The 18,305-nt window shown below is 70.2% G+C and carries 11 protein-coding genes and 3 pseudogenes; 9 read left to right on the top strand and 5 right to left on the bottom strand.

From position 1 onward, the window contains the following. Window positions 1-241 precede the first annotated feature (241 nt). On the bottom strand, window positions 242-2,047 hold the full coding sequence (locus OV079_RS01755; protein WP_267778434.1) for an aldo/keto reductase: 1,806 nt from the start codon (window positions 2,045-2,047) through the stop codon (window positions 242-244). On the opposite strand from OV079_RS01755, the gene OV079_RS55490 reads away from it, so the two are divergent. The 6 genes and pseudogenes from OV079_RS55490 to OV079_RS01725 all read left to right on the top strand — a co-directional run bounded on the left by OV079_RS55490 (window position 1,961) and on the right by OV079_RS01725 (window position 10,974). Beyond that, window positions 1,961-2,170 carry a hypothetical protein gene (locus OV079_RS55490; RefSeq protein WP_267765849.1) on the top strand — a complete coding sequence of 70 codons (210 nt, stop codon included), beginning with the start codon at window positions 1,961-1,963 and terminating at the stop codon, window positions 2,168-2,170. The genes OV079_RS01755 and OV079_RS55490 overlap by 87 nt on opposite strands. Before the next feature lie 613 nt (window positions 2,171-2,783). Next, window positions 2,784-3,377 carry a DUF4013 domain-containing protein gene (locus tag OV079_RS01745; protein ID WP_267765848.1) on the top strand — a complete coding sequence of 198 codons (594 nt, stop codon included), beginning with the start codon at window positions 2,784-2,786 and terminating at the stop codon, window positions 3,375-3,377. 674 nt (window positions 3,378-4,051) lie between these two features. Next, complete coding sequence (locus OV079_RS01740) at window positions 4,052-6,301, top strand: DUF4215 domain-containing protein (protein WP_267765847.1); 2,250 nt, start codon at window positions 4,052-4,054, stop codon at window positions 6,299-6,301. After that, the gene (locus OV079_RS01735; RefSeq protein WP_267765846.1) at window positions 6,298-8,583 is read left to right on the top strand and encodes a DUF4215 domain-containing protein; all 2,286 of its coding nucleotides are present in this window, start codon (window positions 6,298-6,300) and stop codon (window positions 8,581-8,583) included. Before OV079_RS01740 ends, OV079_RS01735 begins: the two co-directional genes overlap by 4 nt. After that, a pseudogene (locus OV079_RS01730) lies at window positions 8,580-10,385 on the top strand (DUF4215 domain-containing protein); the annotation flags it as partial. The gene OV079_RS01735 and the pseudogene OV079_RS01730, both read left to right, overlap by 4 nt. A gap of 19 nt (window positions 10,386-10,404) precedes the next feature. After that, complete coding sequence (locus OV079_RS01725; protein WP_267765845.1) at window positions 10,405-10,974, top strand: DUF1554 domain-containing protein; 570 nt, start codon at window positions 10,405-10,407, stop codon at window positions 10,972-10,974. A 506-nt stretch (window positions 10,975-11,480) separates the two neighbouring features. Here OV079_RS01725 and OV079_RS01720 read toward each other — a convergent pair. Both OV079_RS01720 and OV079_RS01715 read right to left on the bottom strand, forming a co-directional pair. Beyond that, on the bottom strand, window positions 11,481-12,218 hold the full coding sequence (locus OV079_RS01720) for a hypothetical protein (RefSeq protein ID WP_267765844.1): 738 nt from the start codon (window positions 12,216-12,218) through the stop codon (window positions 11,481-11,483). Further along, window positions 12,179-12,580, bottom strand: a complete 402-nt coding sequence (locus OV079_RS01715) for a hypothetical protein (RefSeq protein ID WP_267765843.1) — start codon at window positions 12,578-12,580, stop codon at window positions 12,179-12,181. Before OV079_RS01715 ends, OV079_RS01720 begins: the two co-directional genes overlap by 40 nt. 764 nt (window positions 12,581-13,344) lie before the next feature. On the opposite strand from OV079_RS01715, the gene OV079_RS57090 reads away from it, so the two are divergent. From OV079_RS57090 to OV079_RS01700, 3 genes and pseudogenes are all read left to right on the top strand, one after another. Continuing rightward, window positions 13,345-13,761, top strand: coding sequence for a transposase (locus tag OV079_RS57090; protein WP_420829387.1), 417 nt, complete (start codon window positions 13,345-13,347; stop codon window positions 13,759-13,761). Window positions 13,762-13,817: 56 nt separating this feature from the next. Then, the gene (locus OV079_RS01705; RefSeq protein WP_267765842.1) at window positions 13,818-14,843 is read left to right on the top strand and encodes an aldo/keto reductase; all 1,026 of its coding nucleotides are present in this window, start codon (window positions 13,818-13,820) and stop codon (window positions 14,841-14,843) included. Between the two features lie 109 nt (window positions 14,844-14,952). Further along, window positions 14,953-15,944, top strand: a pseudogene (locus OV079_RS01700) (aldo/keto reductase). Between the two features lie 40 nt (window positions 15,945-15,984). Here the strand turns inward: OV079_RS01700 and OV079_RS01695 are convergent. Next, window positions 15,985-16,835 (bottom strand): annotated as a pseudogene (locus tag OV079_RS01695) (helix-turn-helix transcriptional regulator). A 319-nt stretch (window positions 16,836-17,154) separates the two neighbouring features. Beyond that, complete coding sequence (locus OV079_RS01690) at window positions 17,155-18,099, bottom strand: STAS domain-containing protein (RefSeq protein WP_267765841.1); 945 nt, start codon at window positions 18,097-18,099, stop codon at window positions 17,155-17,157. Window positions 18,100-18,305: the final 206 nt, after the last annotated feature.

Here is an 18,305-nt window from a genome sequence, read left to right as displayed (position 1 = left end):
TTTCTCGCCGAACCAGGACGATCGACCGCTCGACCCCGCAGACCGTTCGCGTGCGCCGAGCCTCGCACGAGCCCGCAGGCCCAAGACGCGCCCGCGTCGACCTTCCGCGGCGCCGCGAACGATCGTCCGCATCGACCTCGTCGCGAGCAACGTCCTCACCGTCGGCAGTAGCGAACGACCGCCTCGACCTCACGACGAGGACACGCTCTCGCAGTGAGGTCGACCTACCCCGACCGGCCGCTCACGAGCCCGCGAAGAACTCGTGCGCGTCGACGTACTTGACCCCGAGCGAGCGCGCGAAGTCGCGGTCGCTGTCCATGTCGCCGACCATCACGACCCCCTCGCGCGCCAGGCCGTGGCGCTGGATCAGCGACACGCCGAGCCCGGGCAGCGGCTTGCGGCAGAAGCAGCCGGCCGGGAACGCCGGGTGCGGGCAATACATCACCTCCGCCACCGGCAGGTCGAGCAGCGCGATCGTCCGCGCGAACGCGGCCTCGACCGCGTCCTGGCTGACCGTCCCGGACGCCACCCCACTCTGGTTCGACACGAAGAACAGCTTGTAGCCCTCGTCGACGAAGCGGCGCAGCACCTCGCGGCGGCCCGGCAGCAGCTCGACGTCCTCGGGGTCGCGCGGGAAGATCTCGCCGCTCTTCGTCTTGCGCAGCGTGCCGTCGACGTCGAGCAGCAGCCCCTTGCCGGTGAATTGCGGATCGACGCGGCGCACGAACGGCACCTCCTCGACCACCCCGAAGCCCTCGTCGACGTGCGGCGCCTCGAAGCTCGCCGCCCACTTCGCCATCGCCGCCGGCGGCGGCAGGTTGGGGTCGTCCTTCGCCAGCTCCTTCAATTCGTCGGGCCCGAGCAGCTTGCCGTAGCGCTCGAGGATTCGCAGCACCACGTTGGTGTAGGCCTCGTCGATCGGCGTCGCCAGGAAGCGGCAGCGCACCGGCACCCCGTGCGCGTGCGCCATCCGGATCACCGGGAACCGCGACACCCGCGTCGCGTAGGTGTTGTCGAGCACCACCCGCCGCTGCCCCGCCGCCAGCAGCTCGCCCAGCTTCGGCACCAGCCCGTCGAGGTCGCCGCCGAGCAGGTCGCGGTTGAGCCGCGCGTAGCCGCGATCGAGGTAGCGGGCCACCTCCGACGATTTGCCGGCGCCCTGCACCCCCATCATGATCACCACCTCGGGCTCCTCGCCGGGGCCCTCGCCGGTCACCAGCACGCGCAGCCCGGCAGGCACCACCGGCGGCGCGGTGGCGGCCAGCGCCTCGGGCGTGGCCGCGAACGAGATCTTGGTCGCGAGATCGGCGCGGTCCTTGGCGTCGAACGGGACCTTCAGCGCGCGCAGGCTCGACTCGACGCTGGCCCGCTTGGTCGCCCCGAACAGCGGCACCACCGGCGGCCCGAGGTCGAGCAGGGCCGCCAGCGCCGCCTCGTGCGGCGTGATCTTGTGGCGGGTCGCGATCGGCTTGACCGCCCGGTTCTTCAGCAGGTTGGCCGTCTTCGCGTGCCCGCCGAGCGGCCGGTGGGCCAGGAACGGTATGTTCATTTGCCGCGCCAGTGCCACCAATCCGTCGACCCCGCTGTTCCGGTCGATCACGCTGAGCTCGTTCTGGATCGCCTGCACCTTGAAGTGGCGCTCGGCCTGGCGCACCTCCGCGATCGACGTGTTCGACAGCCCGAGGTGCTCGATCTTCCCCTCTTTCTGCAGCTCGGCCAGCGCCGTCAGGCTCTCCTCGAGCGGCGTCTTGGGGTCGCCCGCGTGCAGCAGGAGCATGAAGATCCGCTCGACCCCCAGCGCCTTGAGGCTGCCCTCGACCATCTTGCGCAGGTGCTCGCGGCGACCGTTCGGCACCCACTTGCCCTTCGGCCGGGCCAGCCCCGCCTTGGTGACCACGCGGACCTGCTCTCGCGGCCCGCTCCAGCCGCTCAGCGCCTTGCGCACGAGCTCCTCGCCGTAGTGCAGGTCCTTGTCGCTGAGCGCGTACGAGTCGGCGGTGTCGAGCAGACGGATGCCCTGATCGAGCGCGAAGCGGACGACGTCGATCGCGTCCGCCTCGCTCGGCCTGCCTTCCGTCGACAGCCGGAGGAGACCGAGCCCGAGCGGGACTTCGAGGGTACCGAGGACGCCATGGAGGGGGTTGTGGTGCTCACGGGATCTCTGGCATAGCCCCGAGAGCGGGGCGGAATCAACCGCGAGCCCGTGAATTGTGCATACAAGCGCACCGCCCCGCGGCCGCGGCCCGCGCCGTACGCCGGGGCCCTGCGACCCGCCGGACTTGCCTCACTGGGACGCGGCCCGTGCGAGCGCCGGCGTCGGGACATCTCTCCGTGGCGAAGGCGCGGGGCCGAGGAGCTCCGGGTGACGGCGGGCCTGGCGTCAGGATGTTACCCCCTCGTCATCCCACCACGCCGGTCACGCCACGCGGATCATTTCTTAGAAGAGCGAGGAACATGTACTGCCGCTGGCGCTGAGCCGGGCGGTCAAACGGGCCGCGCAGCGGCCGGGAGCGCGAGCGACGACGGCACTTGTTCCGCAGGTCGGGCCGTGGTCATCTGCCCCGGATGCTGCTGCACGTCACCCGGAGCGACCTCGTTCTCGTCGAGCGCATCGCCTCGTACGCGGTGGTTCGACGGGGCGCTGCACTCCGAGGGCTGGGCCTCGTCGGCCGCGCCGCCCCCACCCCGCGGAAGACTTGAAGGTCCTTCGCATGCGTCGCCCCGCTCCGAGTCTCCGCGAGTGCTTCGCTTTCCCCATCAGCACCCCCGAGGGGCGGCGTGACGTGCTGCTGGGAGGTACGCTGCTTCTCCTGCCCCTGCTGGGCTGGATCCTCAATCTCGGCCACCGTCTGGATGTCGTCTACCGGGTCTATCACGACGAGCCGCCTTACTTCCGCGGCTTCGCGCCCTGGGGTCACACCTTGCGTCGAGGGTTCCGCGCCTTCGCGGCGATCACCGTCTATCTCACGCCGGCCATCCTCCTCGCGGGCGCGACCGCGGCCCTTCACGGCCTTGCGTCCTCGGCCCTGATCTGGGTGACAGGCCCGCTCGCGCTCGCATGCTTCCTGCTCGCGATCTATGCGTTGCCCGGCGGGATGACCTACAACGCAGCATTCAACGATCTCTCCTATTTGTACCGACCGGACAAGGCGTTGCGGCGAGCGCTGGACGGCGGCTCCTCGTACCTCCGCGCCTGGGCCATCGCCCTCGCCGCCATGGCACTCACTCCGCTCGGCCTCCTCGCGGTCGGCGTCGGCTTCTTCTACAGCAGCGTATGGGGCTGGAGCGTCGTCGGCTACGCATTCTCACGAGCCCTCGTCCTCGACGAGAGCTCCCCGTTCGCCCGCCGCCTCCGTAGCGGCCGGCCTGACACGTGACAGGTCTGCACGATCACGACGTGAGCCTCGCACAGCTCCAGCGAGGGCAGGCCCAGGCGCGAGCCCCCGAAGGACCTCCTCGCAATCGTCGACTCTCGGGCCGGCGATTCGTCACACGTCGGCCATCACGAATCTTTCGGTGATCCCAGCGACTCACCATTTTCGGGTCCATGCAGAGGGTCCGCGACGTAATTCAAGCCTGCATTCGCCTCACGTGATTCGCGGTCTCACCTCCAAGTCCGCTGCGAAAGGCGAACGCCAAGTACCGACTCCCGCGACTCCGATCGCCCGACTTCCTGCCCATTAAAGGAGTCCGCCGCCGGGCTGGCGCCATCGAGCCGGCGCCCGCGCTCGTCCTCGCCCGTTCCGCGCGACTGTGACCGCCGGGCTGCGCGGGTCTGCGGCGCGGACGTACATGGCTCGAAGTTCAGGTGTGCGCCGGCGGTGGCCGATCAAATCGCCACGGGCCTGGACTCATTCTCGGGTCCGACGCGTTCATGTCGGCCTCACGTTCGCGCCTGCGCCTGGCGGTCGCGGCGTGGGTCGCTCGTATCCAACCAGTCGATCGGAGTAACAAACAGATGGCGAACACGAAGAACCTCGCGGCTCGTCGCGCGTATACCTGCGCGCTTGCGACGGCGCTGCATCTCTTGGCCACCGGCTGTGACGGTGCCGTGGAAGTCTCGATCAATATCACCAGTCCCTCGCCCGAGCTCCCCTGCGGGGACGGCGAGATCGGGCCTGGCGAGGAGTGTGACGACGGCGCCGCCAACGGCGACGACGCCGCTTGCAAGCTCGATTGCACCCTGGGCGTCTGCGGCGACGGCCACGTCGGCCCCGGCGAGGCCTGCGACGACGGCGACGCCGTCGACGACGACGAATGCAGCAACAGCTGCGTGGTCGGCCCGATCTGCGGCGACGGCCACGTCGACCCCGGCGAGGCCTGCGACGACGGCAACGCCGTCGACGACGACGCCTGCAGCAACGCCTGCGCGCTCGCCAGCTGCGGCGACGGCGTCGTCCAGGTCGGCGAGGCCTGCGACGACGGCAACGCGGTCGACACCGATCTGTGCACGGCTGCCTGCCTCCCCGCCAGCTGCGGCGACGGTTTCATCCAACCCGGCGAGGAGTGCGACGACGGGGCCGCCAACGGCCCGGGCGCGGCCTGTCGGCCCGGCTGCGTCCTGGCCGTCTGCGGCGACGGCGACATCGGCCCCGGCGAGGCCTGCGACAACGGCCCGAGCAACGCCGACAACGCCGCCTGCAAGCTCGATTGCAGCCTGGCCGCCTGCGGCGACGGCTTCGTCGGTCCGATGGAGGGCTGCGACGACGGCAACGACATCGACGACGACGCCTGCACCAACGCGTGCATCGCCCCGCTCTGCGGCGACGGCGTCGTCCAGGCCAGCGAGGCGTGCGACGACGGCAACACCGACGACACCGACGCCTGCACCGCCGCCTGCACCCTCGCGGCCTGCGGCGACGGCTTCGTCCAGGCCGGCGAGGCCTGCGACGACGGCCCGGACAACAGCGACGGCGGCGACTGCACCCTCGCCTGCGCGGTCGCGACCTGCGGCGACGGCCTCGTCCACGATCAGGGCAGCGGCGACGAACCGTGCGACGAGGGCCTCGCCAACGGCCCCGGTCACGCCTGCCTCGCCGGCTGCGTCCTCAACGTCTGCGGCGACGGCGACCTCGGCCCCGGCGAGGCCTGCGACGACGGCAACCTCGCCGGCGGCGACGGCTGCGGCCCGACGTGCTTCCACGAGGCCTGCGGCAACGAGCTCGTCGACATCGGCGAGCAGTGCGACGACGGCCAGGACGGCGATCCCGACGACGGCTGCACCGACGCGTGCATGCTGCCGAGCTGCGGCGACGGCCTCGTCCAGGTCAGCGAGGGCGAGCAGTGCGACGAGGGCCCCGGCAACAGCGACGGCGGCGCGTGCACCAGCCAATGCAAGCTCGCCACCTGCGGCGACGGCCTGGTCCAGCTCGCGGTCGAGCAGTGCGACGACGGGGCCGGCAACGCCGACACCCACGCCTGCAAGCTCGACTGCACCCTCGGCTACTGCGGCGACGGCTACGTCGGCCCCGGCGAGGCCTGCGACGACGCCGACGCGATCGACGCCGACACCTGCACCAACGCCTGCAAGCTGCCGACCTGCGGCGACGGCATCAAGCAAGCCTCCGAGCCGTGCGACCTCGGCCCGCTCAACGACAACGGCGGCGAGTGCACCCTCGCCTGCACCCTCGCCGTCTGCGGCGACGGCTTCGTACACGCGGGCGTCGAGCCCTGCGACGACGGCAACGCCAGCAACAGCGACGCCTGCCTCGGCGGTTGCGTCCCGGCCACCTGCGGCGACGGCTTCGTGCGCACCGGCGTCGAGGCCTGCGACGACGGCAACAACCTCGACGGCGACCTGTGCAACGCCGACTGCACGCGGCCCAAGCGCGTGTTCATCACCAGCATCACCTTCACCGGCGGCCTCGGCAACACCCTGGGCGCCAAGAGCAAGTGCCAGGCGCGGGCCACCGCGGCCAATCTGGGCGGCACCTGGGACGCCTGGGTCAGCTCCCCCGGCAGCAGCCCGGCGCTGCGCTTCGTCAAGTCGACGACGCACTACGCTCGCCTCGACGGCCCGGAGATCGCCCAGAGCTGGGCCGACCTGACCGACGGCAGCCTCGACGCCCCGATCAACATCGACGAATTCGGCGCCCTCGTGCCGCAGGCCAGCGTGTGGACCGGCACCTCGGCCACCGGCACCGCCCTGACCGACAACTGCAACAGTTGGTCGAGCACCTCGACGGGCCTCAAGGGCTACGAGGGCCGCAACGACGTCACCGACTTCAATTGGACCGCGCGCTCGCTCGCCCTCACCGCGAACTGCGCGAGTTATCAGCGGCTGTACTGCTTCGAGCAATGACCCGCGCCATCGACATCTCCGGAGATTTCATCACCATGACCATGAAGATCCGTCCCACCCACTCCCTGCGCGCGGGCCTCCTCGCGGCCGGCTTGCAGCTCGCGGCCCCCGGCTGCGACGGCGCCTTCGACGTCGCCGTCGACATCAACGTCTCGTCGGGCGGCACCGCCGGCAGCGCCTGCGGCGACGACCACATCGACCCCGGCGAGCAATGCGACGACGGCCCGCTCAACGGCCCCGGAAAGGCCTGCCTCGCCGACTGCCAGACCAACGTCTGCGGCGACGGCGACCTCGGCCCGGGCGAGCAATGCGACGACGGCGACGACAACGGCCCGGGCGCCCCCTGCACCGATCAATGTCAGCCGGCGGCCTGCGGCGACGGCTTCGTCGGCCCGGGCGAGCAATGCGACGACGGCAATCCGATCGACACCGATCTGTGCACCTCCGCCTGCGTCCCCGCGGTCTGCGGCGACGGCCTCCACCAGCCCGCCACCGGCGAGCAATGCGACGACGGCCCGACCAATGGCCCGAGCGCCGCGTGTCGCAGCAATTGCACGACCAACGTCTGCGGCGACGGCGACATCGGCCCCGGCGAGGCCTGCGACAACGGCCCGAGCAACGCGAACGGCGCCGCCTGCAAGCTCGACTGCACCCTGAGCGTGTGCGGCGACGGCCACGTCGGTCCGATGGAGGGCTGCGACGACGGCAATCCGGTCGACCTCGACGCCTGCAGCAACACCTGCGTGGCCGCCACCTGCGGCGACGGCCTGGTCCAGGCCACCGAGGCCTGCGACGACGGCAACGCCAGCGACACCGACCTGTGCACCACCGCCTGCACCGCCGCGGCCTGCGGCGACGGCCACCTGCAACCCGGCGAGGCCTGCGACGACGGCCTTGAGAACAGCAACGGCGGCGACTGCACCCTCGCCTGCGCGCTCGCGACCTGCGGCGACGGCCTGCTTCACGCTCAGGGCGGCGAGCAATGCGACAAGGGCCCGGCCAACGGCCCCGGCAAGGCCTGCCTCGCCGATTGCAAGCACAACGTCTGCGGCGACGGCGACCTCGGCCCCGGCGAGGCCTGCGACGACGGCAACCTCGTCGGCGGCGACGGCTGCACCGCGGCGTGCAAGCTCGAGCAGTGCGGCAACTTGATCGTCGATCCGGGCGAGCAGTGCGACGACGGGGCCACCGGCAATCAGAACGACGCCTGCACCGACCTGTGCACCATCCCGGCCTGCGGCGACGGCTTCTACCAGCCGTACTGGGGCGAGCAGTGCGACGCCGGCGCGGGCAACAGCAACAACGGCGCGTGTACGCTGAGCTGCAAGCTCGCGGTGTGCGGCGACGGCCTCCTGAACCTCGGCGTCGAGCAATGCGACGAGGGCGCGGGCAACGGCAACGACAAGCCCTGCAAGCTCGACTGCACCGGGGCGGTCTGCGGCGACGGCGTCGTCGGCCCCGGCGAGGCCTGCGACGACGCCGACGAGGACGACGACGACGAGTGCACCAGCGCGTGCAAGGCCATGACCTGCGGCGACGGCGTCGTCCAGGCCGGCGAGCAGTGCGACGACGGCCCGGCCAACGACGACCTCGGCGCCTGCACCCTCAGCTGCCTGCAGGCCAGCTGCGGCGACGGCTTCGTCCAGGCCGGCGAGGCCTGCGACGACGGCGACGGCGACGACACGGACGCCTGCCGCAACGACTGCCAGCCGGCCGCCTGCGGCGACGGCGTGGTGTGGGCCGGCGTCGAGCAGTGCGACGACACCAACGCCAGCAACGCCGACGCTTGCAAGAACGACTGCACCGTCCCGAAGCGGGTGTTCGTCACCGGCATCACCTACAACGGCAACCTCGGTGGTTCGGCCGGCGCCAAGGCCAAGTGTCAGGCCCGCGCCGACGCGGCCGGCCTCGGCGGCATTTGGGACGCGTGGATCAGCACCGGCAGCAGCACCCCGCTCACGCGCTTCGTGCAATCGGCGGGCGGCTATCGGCGCCTCGACGGCGTGTTCGTGGTCGACGACTGGGCCGACCTGATCGACGGCACCCTCGACGCGCCCATCCTCATCAACGAGTTCGGCGGCATCGTCGGCGCCCAGGGCGTGTGGACCAGCACCTTTCAAACCGGGACGGCGACCTCCCAGCGTTGCAACAGCTGGACCTCGGGCACCGCCACCTACACCGCGATGGAGGGCCGGACCGACGTCGTCGGCGTCGGCTGGACCTACAACGCCGCCACGATCTCGTGCGACCAACAGCGCCGCCTGTACTGCTTCGAACAATGACCCTGCGCGATCCGAATCACAGGAGAATCGACATGACCCACCATCTCTTTCGTACCATCGGCATTCGCGCGGGCCTGCTCACCGGCGCGCTGCTGCTCGTGGCTTCCGGCTGCGACGCCGACGTCGGCGTCAACCTCGACGTCGAGCCTCCGAACCTCACGGGCGGCGGCGGCGGCGGCGGTAACGTGAGCGTGTGCGGCGACGGCCAGCTCGGCTACGGCGAGGAGTGCGATCACGGCGTGGCCAACGGCCCCGGCAAGGTGTGTCGCACCAATTGCCTGCTCAACGTCTGCGGCGACTTCGAGGTCGGCCAGGGCGAGGAGTGCGACCTCGGCCCCGGCAACGGCGACGACAAGGCCTGCACCTCGGTGTGCCTGCTCGCGGTGTGCGGGGACGGCCTGGTCGGCCCGGGCGAGCCGTGCGACGACGGCAACGGCGTCGACGGCGACGCCTGCACCAACGCCTGCACCCTCGCCACCTGCGGCGACGGCGTCGTCCAGGCGCTCGAGGCCTGCGACGACGGCAACGGCGTCGACGACGACGCCTGCAGCAACACCTGCGTCGCGGCCGTGTGCGGCGACGCCGTCCTCCAGCCCGGCGCCGGCGAGGCGTGCGACGACGGCCCGGCCAACGGCGCGAACGCGGCCTGTCGCGGCAATTGCCTCCTCAACGTCTGCGGCGACGGCGACCACGGCCCCGGCGAACAGTGCGACAACGGCCCGAGCAACGCCGACAGCGCCGCCTGCAAGCTCGATTGCTCGATCGGCGTGTGCGGCGACGGCCACGTCGGCCCCGGCGAGAGCTGCGACGACGCCAACGCGGTCAACAACGACGCCTGCAGCAACGCATGCACCGTCCCGACCTGCGGCGACGCCATCGTCCAGGCCACCGAGGCGTGCGACGACGGCAACACCTCGAACCTCGACAACTGCACCAACGCCTGCACCGCCAAGGCCTGCGGCGACGGCTACCACCAGCCGGGCGAGGGCTGCGACAAGGGCGCCGCGAACAGCAACGGCGGCTCCTGTACCCTCTCCTGCAAGAACGCCTATTGCGGCGACGGCCTCCTCTACAATCAGGGCAGCGGCACCGAGCAGTGTGACAACGGCGCCAACAACGGCCCGCAGAAGGCCTGCCTCAGCAATTGCAAGCTCAACGTCTGCGGCAACGGCGACCGCGGCCCGGACGAGGGCTGCGACGACGGCAACCTCGTCAACGGCGACGGTTGCAGCTCCCTGTGCGCGATCGAGGCCTGCGGCAACGGCGTCGTCGATCCGGGCGAGCAGTGCGACGACGGCATGGACCACGATCAGGACGACGGCTGCACCGACCTGTGCCGCTTGCCGGCGTGCGGCGACGGCTTCACCCAGCCGAGCTTCGGCGAGGAGTGCGACACCAGCAATCTCAACAGCGACAGCGGCGCGTGCACCCTGGATTGCAAGCAGGCCGTGTGCGGCGACGGCCACCTGTGGCTCGGCGTCGAGCACTGCGACGGCGGCGCGGACAACGGCGAGGACCAGCCCTGCAAGCCCGACTGCACCGGCGCCATCTGCGGCGACGGCTTCGTCGCCCCCGGCGAGCCGTGCGACGACGCCAACCTCGTCAACGAGGACGGCTGCACCAACGTCTGTAAGCTGCCGACCTGCGGCGACGGCTTCCTCCACCCCGGCGAGGCGTGCGACGAGGGCGCGGGCAACGACAACAGCGGCACCTGCACCCTCGCGTGCACCCTGCCGACCTGCGGCGACGGCTTCACCCAGCCCGGCGAGGGCTGCGACGACGCCAACCTCGTACAGACCGACGACTGCCTGAACCACCGCCGTGCCGACCTGCGGCGACGGCTACAAGTGGCTCGGGCACGAGGAGTGCGACGACGCCAACGCCGTCGCGGGCGACGGCTGCCACGAGTGCCAGGCCGCCACCCGCGCGTTCGTCACCAGCACCACCTACGACGGCAACCTCGGCGGGCTCGAGGGCGCCGCGGCGAAGTGCCAGGCGCGAGCCACCGCGGCCGGCCTGGGCGGCACCTGGGACGTGTGGCTCAGCACCGACACCAGCGCCCCGCTGACGCGCTTCGTGCCCAACGCCGCCGGTTACGCGCGGCGCGACGGCTCGCTCATCGCCAACGACTTCGCCGACCTGATCGACGGGTCGCTCGACAACCTCCTCAGCCAGACCGAGACCGGGGTCTCAGTGGGCAACTCGGACGTGTGGACCGGCACCGACCCCTTCGGCGTCGCCACCACCGCCACCTGCAATAACTGGACGTCGAACAGCTCCCTCGTCAGCGGCGAGTACGGCCGCTCCAGCACGAGCACCTCGACGTGGAGCGACAACGGCACGCCCGCCGCGTGCAACGGCCTCCGCCGGCTGTTCTGCTTCGAGCAGTAGGACACGGATTTTGCCAACCACCTGATCGCGCTCGCCTTTCGCCCCAAGTCCGCGTCCTGGCACAGAAATTCTGCTAGAGCCTGAGAGCCCGTGAGTCCCCAAGACTCACGGGCTTCGACCTGTCTCGTGGAGAGATACTGGAGACGCTCCAGGTCCGTGCAGAGACGGGCGCTATGCCGCGTGCGCGAGGCCGGGCGTCTACGTCCCACGGCAGACCCACGACTGCGATGCCTCGGTGCTGGTGCGCCGGCACCTCGCCGACTTCCTCGCGCGCCTCGAGGAGAGCGGCCATGGTCCGTTGCCAGCGCCTTCAGCTCCTCACGGACCGAAGGCGCCACACGAAGCCGCTGCGCTCGCGGGCCTGGCACATCGACGAGATCGTTTTCGCGCCTCGCCTATTCCGTCGCCTGGATCGTCCTGACGATGGATCCAGGTGGATCCAGGACGGAGCAGCTCGCATGAACCCTTGGAGAACTTCGGGCCGGCTGTACTAGCCGGTGGGTGACTTAGAACGTAGTGAGCGTCAGACTCATGGTGGCGTCCACCGTCTCGTAGCCGATGTAGAGCGTGAGGACGCCTCCGCTATAGGTTCCGGCCACCTGATCGATCGGCAACGACACCGAGCCGAAGCTGCTGATCGGCGTGCCATCGAGCGCGACGGCGCCGGTGGAGAGCCGGACCCAGAAGACCCCGAAGGGGAAGGACACGACGGGGGACGAGGAGACGGAGGGAGTAATCGTGCCGCGGACCGGCTCTGCGAGCGAGATCCAGATCCCGTCCACGCTGAAGGGGTACGGATCGTCCGCCGCGTCGTAGAAGGTGCCCGTGTACTCCGCGTAGTGCAGACCGAAGTTGTTGATCGTGATATCGCAGGCCTGCCCGACGCAGTTCTCGACGCTGTAGTCGATGAAGCCGAGGTTGTCGCTCCCGACCGACGCGTGGGCGCCGCTGTCGAGCAAGAGGTCGCCGCTGAAGTGGAAGGGTTCGACGATCTTCTCGACGTCCTCGCTGTGCAGCTCGTAGTACGAATTATAGCACTCTTCCTCCACGTCGCTGACCCACTCCATGGTGTTCCCGTCGAAGACGCCGCAGTCGAGATACCCCTCGGGCCGATAGTTGTTGCCGTAGTCTTCGAGGTAGATGTCGTGCGCATCGAGGCACACCTTCGTGCATTTATCGGACGCGGCGGCCTCGGTCGCCGCGATCACGCAGTATTGCGCCCGCCGGGCTTCGTATAGGGGCAACGATCCGTCTCTTCCTCGCTGTAGCCCCAATCCTCATAGACGAACCCGCAGGCCGACGAGGTCGAGCCGACGCAGCTCCACGGGCGGTCGGCCTGGGGGTCGCCGCTCGGGCCGAGGTTGCACCAGGGGTCCGGTTCGAGGCCGAGGCTCGGGTACACGTCGATCAATTCCGCCAACGTCGTGCAGTAGCTCTCCCGCGAGCATTGGTCATAGTGCCCCGTGTCCAGGGGAACCATGTTCGTGGCGGCAGGTACTTCCTCGTAGTTCTCGAACGGCTGCGCGACGCTGCACGAATTCATGTCGTCGAACTCGGACGTCGGGTAGTCATCGACCTCGGCGAACGCGAATGGGGGATCGTTCATCTCGTAGTCCTGCGGGTCTCCGCCGAATGTCCGCGCGCAGATCGCCTGGAGGTATTCCCTATGGAGCCCGTATTGGAACAAGGCGGACCCGCCCCGACAGACTCGGCGGGCACGCAGGTGACCATCGGCGTCAGGGTCGGGCCGGCGCCGGTCGCAGCTCCGGTTCCGCCGGCTCCGGTTCCGCCAGCCGGATAGCATTCCACGAACCGTCCGTCGATGACGAGGTCCTCGTATTCAGGAGGCAGTGGAGGGGGGTCCGTTGGACCTGCGGAGGCGGAGGCAGATTGTAGTCCTCCCCGGCGGTGCTGCAGCCGAGGAGCGCTCCTGCGCCCGCGATCGTGAGCGCCACGCAGATCGCGCTGCGTTGCCGATTCTCCCGCTTCGGAATGACGTTGCTGATGATCATCGTTTTCTCTCCGTCTTGCCGTCCTTGCGGCGTTCTCGACGGCGCACGCATCAGCAACCGATGTGCCGCGAGTTTGTCGTGGAATTCTGCGAGCCGATGGCGCGGGGCCGACGCGGGGCCCCTGGGGCGCCCCATGGGGCTGGGCGGCGCCGGAGCCTGGACCAGATCCTCGCCCCGCGCGAGCGCTATACCACCGGCGACCTCGTCGCTGCGCTCCGCCTTCGACCCGCGGCGCCCGCCGGACCGGCGACGCGGCTCACCTGTCGACAGGTGAGCCGCGCCGCCGCTGAGGCTGCCGGGGCCCCGATCGTGACATGTCTCGAAGGACATCTTACCAGCGGCGCGCCTGCGCCGCGGCGTGAACCCCTCACGGCACGTGCACCGCCGCGCCCTCCACCTCCCGGACAGATCCTGCTGTTCCGCTGATCGCGGCCAGCGACGAGCCGGTCGCCGGGCTGCGCGAGAGATACCGCCAGACGATCGCGCACCTCGACGGCACCTCGCCCGCGTGACACGGAAGGCGCGCGCAGGAGCGTGGCATCCGGCGAGGGGTCGTGAAGCTGCCCCGAGGCCGAGCGCGGCTACGTGTTCGCCGCGTCGCTGGGTGGTTGAGCGGAGCCTCGCGTGGACGGGCCTGTCCCGACGGCTGGCGAGGGACCTCGAGAGGCTGCCGGAGACGCTCGCGGGGCTGCGCGTGCTGGCCTTCGTAGTCTGGTGGTGGCAGTCCCAGGATAAAATCTCCCTCTGGCGCCCCTTCACGCCGCTGGTATCGTGAGCGCCGTGAGCAGGCCGACCGGAGCGTCCGGTGGCTTGCATAGAGAGGATTTTCCAATGCGTTATCGACTGTTCGGCCGCACTGGCCTTTACGTCTCGGAGCTCTGTTTCGGAGCGATGACATTCGGCGGGAAGGGCTTCTACGAGCCCATTGGGAGGACGGCCGAGGCCGAGGCCGACGAACTCGTGTCCATCTCGCTCGAGAGCGGCATCAACTTCTTCGACACCGCTGACGTCTACTCCGAGGGCGAGTCCGAGAAGATCCTCGGCAAGGCCCTCGGCGCGCGCCGCAAAGACGTCGTGCTCGCCACGAAGGTGCGCGGCAAGGTCGGCGCTGGTCCGAACCAGCAGGGCCTCTCCCGCGCGCACATCATGAGCGCCATCGAGGGCAGCCTGAAGCGCCTCGGGACCGACTGGGTCGATCTCTACCAGATTCACGGCTTCGACCCGGTGACCCCCTTCGACGAGACGCTGCGCGCCCTCGACGACGTCGTCCGCTCTGGCAAGGTGCGTTACGTCGGCTGCTCGAATCTCGCAGCATGGCAGCTCGCCACGGCCAACGGCATCGCGGCGCGCCATGGTTGGGCTCGCTTCGAGTCGTTGCAAGCCCACTACACGATCGCCACCCGCGATCTCGAACGCGAACTCGTGCCTCTCCTGAACGACGCGCAGATGGGGCTCATGGTATGGAGCCCGCTCTCCGGCGGCCTGCTGTCCGGAAAGTATGGTCGTGACGGCAAAGGCCCCGACGGCTCGCGCCGAGCCAGCTTCGACTTCCCGCCCGTCAACAAGGACCGCGCCTTCGACTGCATCGACGCGATGCGGAAGATCGGCGACGCCAGGGGCGCGAGCGTCGCATGCGTCGCGCTTGCGTGGCTGCTCGCAAAGCCCCACGTCTCTGCGATCATTATCGGGGCGAAGAACGAGGAGCAGCTCAGGGACAACTTGAAGGCGAGCGACTTCGTGCTCGACCCCGCCGAGCTCGCCGAGCTCGACAGGGTGAGCGCACTGCCCGCCGAATACCCGGGCTGGATGATCGAGTTCCTGCGCAACCAAGGCCGAGCGCCGAAGAACGCTCGCTGACGGCCACGGTTGCCGTCTGGCGAGCCCGCATGCCCGCGTGTCGTTCACGCCGTGCGCGACCATGCGGGCTCGTCGGAGGCAGCGGTCAATAAACAAGTGAGGATCCATGATTCAAAAGCGCGAGCTCGGACAGGGACTGGAAGTATCGGCGCTCGGCCTCGGCTGTATGGGCATGAGCTTCTTCTACGGTCCGCCCAAGGACGTCGCGGAAATGACGAAGCTGCTGCGCGCGGCGGTTGACCGCGGCGTAACCTTCTTCGACACCGCAGAAGTCTACGGACCTTTTCTCAACGAGGAGTTGGTCGGTTCGGCGCTCGCGCCAGTGCGCGACCAGGTCGTGCTCGCCACCAAGTTCGGCATCAAGCACGGCGAGAACGGGCCGAGCCCGCTGTCGGGGGTCGACAGCCGACCCGAACAGATACGTCGAGTGACGGACGCATCTCTGAAGCGTCTGCGGACCGACAGAATTGACCTGCTCTACCAGCATCGTGTCGACCCGGAGGTGCCCATCGAGGACGTGGCCGGCACCGTGAAGGACCTGATCGCCGAGGGGAAGGTCAAGCACTTTGGCCTGTCGGAGGCCGGCGCGGCGACGATCCGCCGCGCGCACGCCGTGCATCCCGTGACGGCGTTGCAGAGCGAATACTCGCTCTGGATGCGAGAGCATGAGGCCGAGATCATTCCGACTCTGGAAGAGCTGGGCATCGGGCTGGTGCCCTACAGCCCCCTTGGAAAAGGCTTTCTGACCGGCACGATGGCCGCCAGCACGCCGTTGGCCGACGACGACCTCCGCCGGCTACTGCCGCGCTTCTCCCAGGACGCGATGGAGGCGAACCACGCGCTCGTCAGCCTGCTCCAGCAGATCGCCGACGACAAGCGAGCCACGCCGGCTCAGATCGCGCTTGCCTGGGTGCTGGCCCAGAAGCCCTGGTTCGTTCCGATCCCTGGCACGACGAAGTTGCACCGGCTGGAAGAGAACCTGGGCGCGCTCGACGTCGAGCTGACGCAGGGCGACTTGCAGCGCATCGAGGAGGCCTCGGCAAAATTCGCATTCAGGGCGCGCGCGTGCCCGAGCGGCTCCAGGCTCAGTTCGGACGATAACTCTCTCCGGGCCGTCCTCGACGACGGCGACCTCGAGGTCTCACCCCGCTGGGATCGGCCCGAAGAGTCGCCTCGTGCGCTCCTCGCTCTCGCCGGCCTGCGGTGAGTAGAACGTGACACGAAGCACGCGTCCGTCGGGCTCCGCCTGCGTGAGCGTCACGTACTCGAAGCGCACGAGCCCCACGTCCGGATGGATCAGCTCCTTCGATCCCTCGCCCACCTCGACCACGTCGTGGTCGCCCCACCAGCGGGCGAATCGGGGCTCACCCGCGACAGCGCGGCCGCCAGCTTGTCGAAGGCCGAGCGGTCGGCCGAGCGCGCCGCGTCGAGGCGAAAGCGCTGCACGCTGGCCCGCGCGTGCTGCTCCCAGGCGGGCATCATGCGGCGCTTGGCCGGGTCGGTGAACAGGCTCCAGAGCCCGTTGCGGAGCAAGGGCGTGAGCTTCGAGAAATCGCCGTGAAGCCTCACCGCGGCCGCGTTCCAGGCGAGGTAATCCCAGCGCATCGTGGCCACGACCGCCGGGAACGGGTGCATGTCGAGCACCCGCTGCAGCGCCTCGCTCACGCCGGCCGGGGCGATCAGCGGACTCGCCGCCGGCCGCCCCTGGGCGAGCGCAAACAGGTGCGCTCGCTCGCTCGGGGTCAGCCGCAGCGCCTGCGCCAGCCGCTCGAGGAACGGCTCGGACACATGGATGTCGCGCCCCTGCTCGAGCCACGTGTACCAGCTCACCCCCACGTCGGCGAGCTGCGCGACCTCCTCGCGCCGCAGCCCCGGCGTGCGCCGCCGGCCGCCCTCGGGCAGCCCCACGTCGGATGGCCGCAGCCGCGCCCGGCGGGTCCGGAGAAACTGCGCCAGCTCGGAGCGCGGAGACGACAGGGACGCGGCGGTCACGGCCGCAGTCTAGAGCCTGCCAGGCGCTTTGGGCAGGTGGTAGACCTGCGGCGTGAAGCGCAGTGGCTACCCAGCGACCTGCTCGGCGAGGTGCCATCTTCGCCTCCCTCGCGCTCATGCGAGAAGACGCGATTGGACCCACGACGACAGCGCCGGCGGCTTGCACCGCTCGACCCTGCGTTGCGCGGACGAAGGTTTCATCGTCGGCCCAGCGATCGACGCCTGCGTTCCGGTCGAGCCATGGTGACGAGGAGGTTCGGGACATCGCACGGCGGGCACGGTCGGCACGTCGGCACCGACGGGCCGAGCCGGAGCGACTTCATGGCGGCGAGGACGCGCCGTCGCCCGGCTGCGCGGCGATGCAGGCGCGCAGGCCCTCGCTGAGGCTGCGGAACGTGCGGACCGCGACCCCGTATGCGTGGGCGACGAGCGCCTGCGCGAGCTGGGGACGGATCCCGGTGATGATGCCGTCGGCGCCGACGAGCCGCAGCGCGGCGACCAGGCGCTGCAGCGGCTCGACGCTCGCCGGGTCGAGCGTCGCTACCGCCGTCACGTCGAGGATCACCGCGCGCGCGCGCCGGGTGGTGACCGCGTGCAGGAGGTCGCTGGCGAGCGCCGCGGCGCGCTCGCTGTGGAACTCGCCGATGATCGGGACCGCGAGCACGCCGGGCCAGACGTCGAGGATCGGGGCGGCCCGCGCGTGCAGTTGGGCGCTCTGCTCGGCGATCAGCGCCAGCTTGGCGTCGAGCTCGGCGACCAGCGCCCGGCTGCGCTCGGCCTCGCGGCTCGCGGCCTCGGTCTGGGCCTCGAGCGCGTGCACGAGCTCGGCGTTGGTCTCGTGCAGCGTCTGCAGGCGGTGCTGCTCGCTGACGTTGGTGAACTCGACGAGCACGAGGCCCGGGGCGAGCGCGCCGGCGACGATCGAGAACACGCCGTGGGCGACGATGTCGTCGTTGTACGGCACGTCGCCGAGGTGGCGCTCGCCGCCGCGAGTCGCTATCTCGGTGAAGACGGACGGCAGCGGGGTCGCCAGGCAGCCCGGGAAGCCCTCGACGATCGGCCGCCCGAGCACCGCCTCGCGGGCGACGCCGAGGAACCGACACGCCGCCGCGTTCGCGATCACCAGGCGCAGACTCGCAGGGTCGTCCGCACGCTCGAGTCGCCACACGCACACCCCGACCTTGAGGCCCTCGAGCGTCCTCGCGTGCATCGCGAGGTCCACGTCGCCGGACCACTCGCCCTCGCTCCGCGCTTCGCCAGTCACGGCGCCGAGCCTACCACGGGCGCCGCGGCGCCCGCCTGTCCGTCGAGGCCGCGCCGGACAATTGGTGGTACAAGGTGCGGGTGCCCTCGGGCGAGCGGGTGGTCGCGCTGCTCCGCGACCACCCGGCGAGCGCGGCTCGCCGCGCGCCGAGTTCCTGCAGCGGCTGGCGAGCACCCGCTTCGTCGCGGCGCGCGACTACCCCGGCC

Source organism: Nannocystis pusilla, assembly GCF_026626665.1.
Taxonomy (GTDB): domain Bacteria; phylum Myxococcota_A; class Polyangia; order Nannocystales; family Nannocystaceae; genus Nannocystis; species Nannocystis pusilla.
The sequence above is the reverse complement of the archived record's forward strand: the minus strand, read 5'-3'. Positions and strand labels throughout refer to the sequence as shown.

Excerpts from the sequence above, each read along its gene's own strand:
- OV079_RS01735 (WP_267765846.1), top strand. The coding sequence starts at position 6,298 with ATGACCCGCGCCATCGACATCTCCGGAGATTTCATCACCATGACCATG.
- OV079_RS01705 (WP_267765842.1), top strand. The coding sequence starts at position 13,818 with ATGCGTTATCGACTGTTCGGCCGCACTGGCCTTTACGTCTCGGAGCTC.
- OV079_RS01715 (WP_267765843.1), bottom strand. The coding sequence starts at position 12,580 with ATGAACGATCCCCCATTCGCGTTCGCCGAGGTCGATGACTACCCGACG.